The organism is Coleofasciculus sp., from assembly GCF_046539235.1.
Lineage (GTDB): Bacteria > Cyanobacteriota > Cyanobacteriia > Cyanobacteriales > Coleofasciculaceae > Coleofasciculus.
Genome location: NZ_JBKHHI010000224.1, coordinates 1 through 10718, shown reverse-complemented (window position 1 = coordinate 10718; position 10718 = coordinate 1). Strand labels below are relative to the sequence as shown.

Here is a 10718-nt window from a genome sequence, read left to right as displayed (position 1 = left end):
AGCCAGTGCTAGCTGTTTTACCCATATTGATGTGAGAGGATATCGTGCTCGGTGGCGCTATAATATTTAAGCCAATTTTGTCATTGGTTGATATATAATTCGGTGTTGATTGTTCATTGACTCACATATTGCACTATTCTCAATCAGCCCATCTGGTGTGGCACACCTAATTGGGTAGATTAGGCATAAACCCAAAAAACATAAGAAATTAGGGGCTAAAGCCCCTACTACGAACTATTTCATGGCTACACCCTACATCCTGACTCCAGAATCTGACGGATTTGTGCCGTTTGCTGGCTATAGTCGGCATCAGTAACTTTTATTATCATCACCTACTTAGATCATGTCCAGTCAGATTGTTCGTAAAGCCGTAATTCCCGCCGCCGGATTTGGGACTCGCTTGTTTCCAGCCACAAAGGTTGTGAAAAAAGAACTATTTCCGATTATCGATCGCGATGGGCGGACGAAGCCAGTAATTTTGGCGATTGTGGAAGAAGCAAGGCGTGGCGGTATCGAAGAAATTGGGATTGTGGTGCAACCGAGCGATCGCGCAATTTTTGAGGCGTTCTTTAAAACTCCCCCGAAACAGGCACTTTTGGATAAACTCTCTGTTTCAAATCAGGAGTATTGTCAGTATCTGCAAGAGTTAGGAGAGCGGATTACTATTTTAACCCAGGATGAGCAAGAAGGCTATGGTCATGCGGTGTTCTGTGCGAAGGATTGGGTGAATCAAGAGCCTTTTTTACTGTTACTTGGTGATCATGTTTATACCTCCGATACCGAAATTCCTTGTACTCGTCAGGTGCTAGAAATTTATGAAAAAACGGGTCAAAGTGTGATTGGTTTGACAGAAATGTCTGCCGATATTATCCATAAAGCGGGTTGTGTGACTGGGGTTTGGCAGGAGATGAATTCTATTTTAACGGTGACACAAGTCTGTGAAAAACCGGATCTGGACTATGCGCGATCGCACCTGCTTGTTGAAGGGATGGCGGAGGATAAGTTTTTAGGGATTTTTGGCATGTATGTCCTCAAGCCGAAAATATTTGAGATTTTGGCTGACAGTATTAATCAGAATCAGCGTTATAAGGGAGAATTTCAGTTAACCACTTGTCTGGATACATTACGCCAAGAAGAGGGATTGATGGGATATTGGGTCAAAGGGCAGTATTTTGATACCGGAATGCCAGAGTTTTATCGACAAACTTTAATCAATTTTGGTCAAGACTATCGCTGTTCGTAGTTCGTAGTAAAAACGAGGGCGGTTGAAACCGCAACTACAAAAACAAAACCTGCCTTCGCAGGTTCTGAACTGACTGAGTCTGATTTAGTTCGCGCAGGCGAACTTCGTTTGTCTAGCCGCGAATTCCATTTGCCGGAACAAAGAGCTATTCTGGCTTTAACGGTAGCATGGTGTGTTAATACAGCCCTTCCCGCTGTATCGGGACAGGAAATCCAATGTAGGGGCGGGTTTAGGGACAAAATTAATGGAGCCACCAATCACCTTTCGACAAAACCCGCCCAGCCCCACCCTTTCACCCCGACATTTTTGAGGTGCGATCGCGGTTAGCAATCTGGTGGGTTTTGTTGTCCGGTTTGGGATTAATTGATTGCCTTGCGGTGGGGGAATGGGCAGGTTTTGTTGTTCATTTATCGGTGGGGAGGACGGGTTTTGTTGTTCATTTATCGGTGAGGAGGGCGGGTTTTGTTGTTCCGTTAGTGGTGGGGGGCGAGTTTTAGTCCCTAAACCCGCCCCTACAGATTACCTAAACCCGATCAGTAGTCGGACTATGTATTATTGATAAACGTTAGCCTAAAAAAATATCTATCCTCTCCAGTGGAATCTTTATGATCGAAGTGGATCGTCTGAGCAAGCTCTATGGCGTCACTCCAGCTATTCAGGATGTCAGCTTTAAGGTGGAACCGGGGGAAATCCTGGGATTTCTCGGACCCAATGGTGCTGGCAAAACGACCACCATGCGTATTTTAGCCGGATATTTACCCGCCACCAGTGGCACTGCTCGAATTGCTGGGTATGATGTCCATGAAAATTCTCTGGCTGTGCGCCAACGCATCGGCTATTTACCGGAAACGCCTCCCCTTTATCCCGAAATGACGGTTGAGGGATTCTTGTACTTTGTCGCTCGTCTCAAGGGAGTATCCGCAGGCGATCGCGCCTTGCGGGTGAAGATGGCAATTAAACGCTGTAACCTAGTGGAAAAGCGCAAAGTTCTGATCCGCAAACTCTCCAAGGGATTTCGTCAACGAGTCGGAATTGCTCAAGCGATCGTTCATGATCCACCTGCGATTATCTTAGATGAACCCACCGTCGGACTCGATCCTCGGCAAATTATTGATGTCCGCAACTTGATCAAAAGCCTTGCAGGTGAACATACGATTATCCTGTCTACCCATATTCTGCCAGAGGTGAGCATGACCTGTAGTCGCGTGGCGATTATCAACCGAGGTAAAATCGTCGCCACCAATAGCCCAGAAAACCTGATGGCGCAATTGACGGGAGGGGCGGGCTATGAGTTAGAAGTGGATGGGGATGCGACTCAACTGCAAAAGCTTCTGCAAGTGTTACCCGGAGTCTGTTTAGTCGAAATTGTCCCCAATCAACAGTTACCCCCAAATCGCTCCTTAATTCGGATTGTGACGGTACCGGGTACTGATCCGGGACGAGATATTGCGGCGGTAACCGTGGGCGCTGGGATCGGATTGCATGAAATGCGCCGCACTCGCGCTACCCTGGAAGATGTCTTTTTAGAACTGACGACTCAGGAACGGAGGGCTGAGAACCTGGAAATAGAGACAGGGAACAATTTAGCTGAATCGCCTATCTCTGATTCTCCATCAGAAGTCCCTGAATCCAATGTTTCTCAATCCCAAGTCCCTGAATCAAAAGTCCCTGAATCAGACGTTCCCCAATCTGGAGAAGATCGTTAATGCGTATACTCTTTGGCAATATTGTGGCAATTTTTCGCAAGGAATTGCAGGGCTATTTTGCTTCACCTTTGGCTTATGTAGTGGCTGGGTTTTTCTGGCTATTGTCGGGGTTCTTTTTCGTGTGGATTCTATTAAGTCCCTATGGGATTATTCAGCGAGTAGCGCAATACGATCAACTGGGAATGCCTACACCACCTGTCGATGTGGCGTATGAATTTTTGAATATGTTTTTGAGTGTCATGGGTTCTCTGATTTTATTCGTTCTCCCCATTCTCTCGATGGGACTCTATTCGGAGGAACGAAAGCGGGGAACTTTAGAACTGCTGGCAACTTCGCCAGTGACGAATTGGGCGGTAGCCGTGGGAAAACTATTAGGCGTGCTAACCTTCTTTACGATTATGGTGCTACCGTTACTCCTGTATGAAGTGATTGCCTTGAATGCTGCTAATCCGCCGATTCAACCCTGGGTTCCCTTATTAGCCCATGCTGGATTAATTTTACTCGCCGCATCGGTGCTTTCCCTGGGAATGTTTATTTCCTCGTTAACCGATAGTTCAATCCTGGCAGCTTTCCTCACGTTTGTGTTGATATTGTTCCTCTGGGTAATTGATTTAATTGCTAATCTTATCGGTGGTGTTTTTGGCGAAGCGTTAGGTTATTTATCGTTAATGGAGAATTATACCAATTTAGTTCGGGGTGTTCTGGATACCAGTAGTCTTATTTTATTTGCTAGTTATATCTTTTTGGGCATATTCCTCACCGCTCAGTCTATTGAAGCTTTCCGCTTTCAGCGATCTTAATTATTGGTCATTTGTCCTTTGTCATTTGTCCTTTGTTATCCTCGTGAAGATAAACCGTAGGGTGGGTTTCGACTTCGCTCAACCCACCAACTTTAAGTCAGTATCATTCATCTTATGACAACCAAGTCGATTAAGTGGACGTATTTAAAATATCTATTTTGGTTCGGACCGATCCTGACAATTATGGGAATTACCGCCCAAGAAGTGGCTGGTGAGTGGTCTCCTGTATCCTTAGCGCTGCTAATTGCGGGGCTATTAATCATTGGCTTGTGGTTCCTACTTCTGGATCAAATCGCCCCTGGTTTTTGGGGACGCCGTTCTACCCAGGTGGGAACCAATGCGATAATCGCGACATTAGCTATGTTTGTGATTATCGGGTTAATTAACTTTTTAGGAGTACGTTATGGGGTACAGATTGATTTAACCGAAAATCAACTATTTACCCTTTCACCCCAGTCACAGCAAGTTGTGAGAAATTTAGATCAATCGGTAAAAGTTTGGGTGTTTGAGAGTCCCGCTAATCCCGCCGATCAAGAACTTTTGGAAAACTACCGCCGCTATGGATCAAATTTAGAATTTGAGTTTGTTGACCCCCAGCTACAACCTGAATTAGCCCAAAAGTTTAATGTAAATTATATCGGGGAGGTTTACTTAGAATATGGAAATCAACGCGAGTTAGTCCAAACCATCAGCCAAGGGGAACAAGGGGAACGGTTATCGGAAGTCCAGCTAACCAATGCAATTGAACGCATCACAGGCGATCGCACGGATAAGGTCTATTTTCTCCAAGGTCATGGTGAACGCCCGTTAGAAGCGTCAGACGAAGGTGGATTATCTCAAGCCGTAAGTGCGTTAGAGACAAAAAACTTCACCGTCGAACCCCTGAATCTCGCTGAACAGTCAGCCGTTCCCGATGATGCTTCTTTAATCGTAATCGCTGGACCTAAACGAGCGCTGTTTGAACCGGAGGTGCAAGCATTAGAAGACTATTTGGCGCAGGGGGGAAGTCTTTTAGTGATGATAGACCCCGATACTAATCCCGGATTAGAACCCTTACTCTCCGATTGGGGAGTGATGTTGACGAATCAGATTGTGATTGATGCGTCGGGTCAAGGTTTAGTAGGTTTGGGTCCAGCGACACCCTTGGTGACTCAATATGGAGATCATCCGATTACCCAAGATTTTGGTACTGGATTTTCGATTTATCCCTTAGCGCAACCCGTGGACACGCAACCTGTAGAAGGGATCAAGGAAACCCCTCTTGTTGTAACAAGTCCCCAAACTTGGGCGGAAAACACGCCAGAACAACAACCCTTGGAGTTTAATGAACAAGAAGGCGATCGCCCTGGTCCTTTAGTATTAGGTGTGGCGTTAAGTCGTGAAGCTGAATCGTCCACCGCTTCACCGGAATCTGAACCGGAAGCCACTGAAATTCCAGAAGCCGAAGGTGAAGATACCGACGAACCTGAAGTAACAGAAACTCCAGAAGCGTCTCCAACTGCTTCGCCAGAGGAATCCCCAAAAGCCTCACCTTCACCAATCCAGACGGATAAGTCTCAAGCTAAAGAAGAGGAAGCTGAATCCCGATTAATTGTCTATGGTAATTCCAACTTTGCCACAGATAGTTGGTTTGATCAGCAACTCAATCCTGATATTTTTATCAACTCCGTGAGTTGGTTAAGCAAGCGAGATGAACAAGCCCTTTCGATTAGTCCCAAAGAACCCGAAGACCGCCGAATTAACTTAACACCAGTCCAATCCGGAATATTGGGATGGTTAGCCCTGTTAATTGTTCCAGCGTTTGGCTTTTTGACCGCAGGGATGCTGTGGTGGTTGCGGCGGTAAAGGTACATCTGTAGGGGCGGGTTTTACGATTATCATCTATTTGTCACCCAGATGTGACTAAACCCGCCCCGACCAAGTGATATAAAATGTTCGCATCGGAATTATGTTTTTTTAACGCAGAGGACGCATAGGTTGACGCAGAGGGACGCAGAGGGGTCATAACCAATGACAAATGACAAATGACGTAGCTTGCTTCTCGCGAAGCGAGTATGACCAATGACAAATGACGAATAACCAATGAAGCTACAGAAGACTACTTGGATGTTATTAATCGTCGCCCTTTTCCTGGGAGGGTTTGTCTATTTTTATGAAATCGTAGGAACTCCCCAACGGGAAGCCGCGAAGGAAGCTGAGAAGCAACTGTTTAGCTTTGAAGAAGATGAGATTCAACAGGTAAACATTTATATCGGTGAAGACAGCTTAAAATTCAAGCGGGTAAGTGAACCAGAACCCGGTTGGCAAATGACGGAACCGAAGGATGTACCAGCCAGTGATCCATCGGTTGCATTCCTATTAAATTTACTCGTTGAAGGAAAGAGCGATCGCATAATTCCCAATGTCTCCCCGGAAACCCTGAAGGAGTATGGTTTAGACCAACCTCAAGCCATGGTAACAGTGCGACTCAAAAACGATGAAACCCATGAAATTCTTTTAGGAAAACCAGATTTTAATAATAGTTTCCTCTATGCTCAAATTGATCCCTTTTCAGACAAATCCCAGCAATCTAACGTCTTTTTAGTCCCCATGGACTTTGAATATGCTGTCAATCGCCCCTTATCAGAATGGGAGCAAACAAAAGAGCAAACACCTGAAGAAACTGAGCCATCCGATACGGAAAGCGAGGAACCAACGTCTGAAACAGCACCCGCTACAGAGGAAAAAGAACCCCCGGAAAGCCAAGCAAAACCAACTCCTAATAACTCTGATACTGAAACAGAGGAATCAACCCCTGAACCAGAAAAAACACCGACATCTGAGAACAAAAATCCGTCCGCCTCTCCCTCTCCTGAAAACACGTCCTCTTCCGAAGACAAAAAGCAACCAATAGAGGATGAAACGGCTTCTCCCAGTGAGGAAACGAAACCCGAAGATGCGCCGAATGAATCTGAAGAGGAAGACGTTCCGTCGGAATAAATTTATAGTGTTTTCATATTAGCAATCCGAATGTAGAGACGTTGCATAAGTAGGTTGGTGGAAATAAACTCAACCATATTAAGTGCTGATCAATATAACCAATTTTATCGTTCATCGAGATTCCAGCCACACCTTGGACAAAATCCCCCGCCCAATCAAAATAAGGCATAATCACAAACTCGCCTTGATGATTAATATACCCCGATTTCATCACTTGATTAGTTACAGACGCCAAACCCTCGGAAAAAGAACTCGCATCTTTAAATTGAGGTGGAATCGCCCAGTTCCCGGTTTTGTCGATATAGCCATACTGGTTATTCAATTTTACCGTAGCTAACCCCTCAGAAAACGGTTCTGCTTCCTGAAATTGAGGCGGAGTAATCCAGTTTCCGGTTTGATCTATATAACCATACTGATTATTATTTTCGACAATTGCCAATCCTTCGGAAAACAAATCAGCATCGTGAAATTGAGGTAAAATTATTACCGTGCCAGTTTTATCAATATAGCCCCAATCATCGCCTTGTTTAACTGGGGCTAATCCTTCCGCGAACGATTTAGCGCCATCGAATTGAGGTTTAATTACCCAGTTACCTGTTTGATCAATATAACCCCATTTCCCATCAACTTTGACTGGGGCTAAATCTTCAGTAAACGAGCCAGCTAACTCAAATTGCGGTTTAATTACCCAATTTCCGCTTTGATTAATATAGCCCCACTTGCCCTCCAACTTAACCGCAGCCAATCCCTGATAAAAATCATGTCCTGACTCTAACTCGAACGGGAAAGCAAATTGTACAGGAACAGCATTTTCGCTAGAAATTCGAGAATTATGGAAACCGTTGTTAATCGTTGGTATAATCTGACATCCGGATAATTGAGTAACCAGTAAACCTAAGAAGAGACTGGTGATATTAAAAATTAGCCGATGTCTAAACTTGTAATCTAACAATCCTCTACCCATGGGGTAATAATAACTATTTAGGGCTGGCGGAATAAGTGCTGTGGGGAGCAGGGGGAGCAATGTAGAGACGTGCCATGGCACGTCTGGGAGCAGGGGAAGATGAGGAAGTTAACTTAACATCTCAGTGTCATCAGTGCTACCAACCGCCCACATCCCCACCCCAATCCTTCAACATCAATCAGTGAAATCAGTGTTTACCGCCTTGCTACCCCTTCATTCCGGGCGGCTTGTTGTACGGCGGCTGAAACGGCTGTCACGACGCGCTGATCAAAAACCGATGGGATAATATGTTCAGCGTCTAAATCTGTGGTAGACATCAAAGACGCGATCGCTTTTGCCGCTTCTAGATACATGGTACTGGTAATCACCGAGGCGCGACAGTCGAGGGCACCGCGAAACACACCAGGAAACGCCAGAACATTATTAATCTGATTGGGATAGTCACTGCGCCCCGTTGCCATAACCGCTACATCATCTAGCACCAATTCTGGCTGAATTTCGGGTATCGGATTCGCCATAGCCATAACGATAGGATCTTGTGCCATCGAATGTACCATTTCTGGGGTCAAAACACCAGGAACACTGACGCCGAGAAACACATCCGCCCCCACCATCGCACCGGCTAAAGCACCACTGGATTCAACAGCAAATTCTTGTTTTTGGGGCGTTAAATCGCTGCGTTTCTTGGAGAGAATGCCTTTGGAGTCACACATCCAAATCCTCTTCGCCCCAGCTTGACGCAATAGCCGCGCGATCGCAATTCCCGCTGCGCCAGCGCCATTAATCACAATTCGCACCTCTTCCAGGGATTTCTTCACCAGTTTCAGGGAATTAATTAACGCCGCGAGGCTAACAATGGCGGTTCCATGCTGATCATCGTGAAACACAGGAATATCTAAGACTTGCCGCAGTTTGGCTTCAATGTCAAAGCAACGGGGGGCGCTGATATCTTCCAGGTTAATCCCGCCAAAAACAGGAGCGATGTTTTTAACGGTTTCGATAATTGTATCGGTGTCTTGATTTGCCAGACATATAGGAAAGGCGTCAATTCCGGCAAATTCTTTAAACAGCATCGCTTTCCCTTCCATGACGGGTAATGCGGCTTCGGCGCCTAAGTTTCCTAGCCCTAATACAGCGCTACCATCTGTAACAATCGCTACTGTATTACTTTTAATGGTCAGGGAGTAAACTTGTTGAGGGTCTTCTGCGATCGCGTTACAAATTCGACCCACCCCTGGCGTATACGCCATGGCTAAATCGGCTTGGGTTTTCAGGGGGAGTTTGTTCTCGATGCTGATTTTACCCCCTCGATGCAGATTGAACGTGCGATCATAGACATCGATCACCTTGATATGGGTAAGTTCCTTAACTGCTTGCACAATCTGTTCCGCGTGTTCGGTACTCGTCGCATCGATGGTGATTTCACGAGTCGTAACTTTGTGGGTTTGGTGAATCAGATCAATCTGTCCCAGGTTTCCCCCTACCTGTGCGATCGCGTGAGTAACAGTGGCTAACATCCCAGAACGATTGGGAAGTTGGATACGAATCGTTAAACTGAAACTGGAATTCGGTGTCAAGTCTGCCATGCTGGATTGATTTCGGGTCTCAAGCTTTCAATTGTAGACCCAATTCCCAGTTCTAGGGAAAGCTCTTGGTGAACAGGTGCGGGGTTGTAGGGGCGGGTTTAACCGATAACGTTGGAGACTAACCCCTAACTTAACTAAACCCGCCCTTCTTGGGAGTAGGGGGGCGGGAGAGACAAGGGAGACGAGGAAATTTTGAATAAGGGTGGGTTTTGTTGTTCATTTATTGGTGGGGAGGGCGGGTTTTGTTGTTCATTTATTGGTGGATATCTGAATTGATTCCCTAAACCCGCCCCTACAATTGACTTATTACTTTTTTATTATGAAAAGTCTCTATACTGAAATCGAAATTAATGCTCCCAAGTCACAAGTGTGGCAGGTTTTGTTAGACAAACAGCAGTGGAAGTATTGGAACACCTTTCTCTTTGACCGTGAACCAGAACAGCCCTTGGCAAAAGGACAAGCGGTATCTCTATCATTACGACGATTACCCAAGGATGAAGAAACGGAATTTGAACCCTTGATCACACTCTTACAACCCGGAATTTGTCTGCGCTGGGTTTCATCGATTCCTGGTTTTCGCAGTGAGTACGTATTTGAGTTACAAGAGATTGGTTTGAGTCGGACTAAATATGTTCACACAAGCCGTTTTTCGGGTATTCTCACTCGTGTTTTTGTCCCCTTTATCCGGCAAGATGAGCATCGGGGAATGCAACGCATGGCGCGGGAGTTGAAGCGGTATGTTGAGCATTTATAATTAGGGTAAATATGGCTCTTGATACCAAACGTTCTGCTATTCCATACAATTATGACCACCGTATTAAACTTAAAGCCAATTACCACGACATTGACGCGATCGCAGTTTTATCAACTGTGTGTAGCCAACCCTGATGTACCATTAGAACGTTCGCCCCAGGGAGAGTTAATTATCATGACACCGATTGGCGGAGAAGGTGGTAGCCAAGAAGCAAATCTAATTGGCGATCTGATCATCTGGAATCGCCAGACTCAGCTTGGTGTAGTCTTTAGTTCCCAAACAGTCTTTAGTTTACCTGGTGGAGGCGATCGCTCTCCAGATGTCGCTTGGGTGGAATTGGGGCGATGGCAAGGGTTGAGTCAATCGGAACGAGAAAAGTTTCCGCCGCTTTGTCCAGATTTCGTGATTGAGTTGCGCTCTCGCACCGACCGATTAAAGCCACTTCAGGATAAGATGCAGGAATATTTGGCAAGTGGTTTGCGGTTGGGTTGGTTAATTAATTACCATGATCGGCAAGTGGAGATTTATCGAGAGGGAACAGAGGTAGAAGTTGTGTCGATGCCTGTTGTGTTGTCAGGGGAGGAAATATTGCCAGCGTTTAGATTAGAAATGCTGTAGGGGCGGGTTTAGAGATTCAATTAAACATATCACCGATAACCTTTCAACAAAACCCGCCCTTTTCCTAG

General features: G+C 45.7%; 9 protein-coding genes. 7 read left to right on the top strand and 2 right to left on the bottom strand.

The features are described 5' to 3' along the window. The first annotated feature begins 343 nt into the window (after nt 1–343). The 5 genes from ACLFWI_RS18745 (at nt 344) to ACLFWI_RS18725 (ending at nt 6728) form a co-directional block, all read left to right on the top strand. The gene (locus ACLFWI_RS18745; protein ID WP_446414168.1) at nt 344–1243 is read left to right on the top strand and encodes a sugar phosphate nucleotidyltransferase; all 900 of its coding nucleotides are present in this window, start codon (nt 344–346) and stop codon (nt 1241–1243) included. Nucleotides 1244–1848: 605 nt separating this feature from the next. Further along, the gene (locus tag ACLFWI_RS18740) at nt 1849–2949 is read left to right on the top strand and encodes an ABC transporter ATP-binding protein (RefSeq protein ID WP_446414167.1); all 1101 of its coding nucleotides are present in this window, start codon (nt 1849–1851) and stop codon (nt 2947–2949) included. Beyond that, entirely contained in the window at nt 2949–3749 is an 801-nt protein-coding gene (locus ACLFWI_RS18735; protein ID WP_446414166.1) for an ABC transporter permease, read from the top strand. The genes ACLFWI_RS18740 and ACLFWI_RS18735 overlap by 1 nt, the downstream gene beginning before the upstream one ends. 114 nt (nt 3750–3863) lie before the next feature. Next, the gene (locus ACLFWI_RS18730; RefSeq protein WP_446414165.1) at nt 3864–5594 is read left to right on the top strand and encodes a Gldg family protein; all 1731 of its coding nucleotides are present in this window, start codon (nt 3864–3866) and stop codon (nt 5592–5594) included. 237 nt (nt 5595–5831) lie between these two features. Next, a complete protein-coding gene (locus tag ACLFWI_RS18725) occupies nt 5832–6728 on the top strand; it encodes a DUF4340 domain-containing protein (protein WP_446414164.1) in 897 nt (298 codons plus the stop codon). Nucleotides 6729–6741: 13 nt separating this feature from the next. On the opposite strand, the gene ACLFWI_RS18720 is transcribed toward ACLFWI_RS18725, so the two are convergent. Both ACLFWI_RS18720 and ACLFWI_RS18715 read right to left on the bottom strand, forming a co-directional pair. After that, nucleotides 6742–7773 (bottom strand): WG repeat-containing protein, encoded by a 1032-nt coding sequence (locus tag ACLFWI_RS18720; protein WP_446414163.1) that lies wholly within the window; start codon nt 7771–7773, stop codon nt 6742–6744. A gap of 113 nt (nt 7774–7886) precedes the next feature. Beyond that, on the bottom strand, nt 7887–9278 hold the full coding sequence (locus ACLFWI_RS18715) for a malic enzyme-like NAD(P)-binding protein (protein WP_446414162.1): 1392 nt from the start codon (nt 9276–9278) through the stop codon (nt 7887–7889). 319 nt (nt 9279–9597) lie between these two features. Between ACLFWI_RS18715 and ACLFWI_RS18710 the strand changes: the two genes are divergently transcribed. Both ACLFWI_RS18710 and ACLFWI_RS18705 read left to right on the top strand, forming a co-directional pair. Continuing rightward, nucleotides 9598–10032, top strand: a complete 435-nt coding sequence (locus tag ACLFWI_RS18710) for an SRPBCC family protein (protein ID WP_446414161.1) — start codon at nt 9598–9600, stop codon at nt 10030–10032. Between the two features lie 51 nt (nt 10033–10083). Next, the gene (locus ACLFWI_RS18705) at nt 10084–10650 is read left to right on the top strand and encodes a Uma2 family endonuclease (RefSeq protein ID WP_446414160.1); all 567 of its coding nucleotides are present in this window, start codon (nt 10084–10086) and stop codon (nt 10648–10650) included. The last annotated feature ends 68 nt before the right edge of the window (nt 10651–10718 follow it).

Excerpts from the sequence above, each read along its gene's own strand:
- ACLFWI_RS18715 (WP_446414162.1), bottom strand. The coding sequence starts at position 9,278 with ATGGCAGACTTGACACCGAATTCCAGTTTCAGTTTAACGATTCGTATC.
- ACLFWI_RS18740 (WP_446414167.1), top strand. The coding sequence starts at position 1,849 with ATGATCGAAGTGGATCGTCTGAGCAAGCTCTATGGCGTCACTCCAGCT.
- ACLFWI_RS18745 (WP_446414168.1), top strand. The coding sequence starts at position 344 with ATGTCCAGTCAGATTGTTCGTAAAGCCGTAATTCCCGCCGCCGGATTT.
- ACLFWI_RS18735 (WP_446414166.1), top strand. The coding sequence starts at position 2,949 with ATGCGTATACTCTTTGGCAATATTGTGGCAATTTTTCGCAAGGAATTG.
- ACLFWI_RS18710 (WP_446414161.1), top strand. The coding sequence starts at position 9,598 with ATGAAAAGTCTCTATACTGAAATCGAAATTAATGCTCCCAAGTCACAA.
- ACLFWI_RS18725 (WP_446414164.1), top strand. The coding sequence starts at position 5,832 with ATGAAGCTACAGAAGACTACTTGGATGTTATTAATCGTCGCCCTTTTC.
- ACLFWI_RS18705 (WP_446414160.1), top strand. The coding sequence starts at position 10,084 with ATGACCACCGTATTAAACTTAAAGCCAATTACCACGACATTGACGCGA.
- ACLFWI_RS18730 (WP_446414165.1), top strand. The coding sequence starts at position 3,864 with ATGACAACCAAGTCGATTAAGTGGACGTATTTAAAATATCTATTTTGG.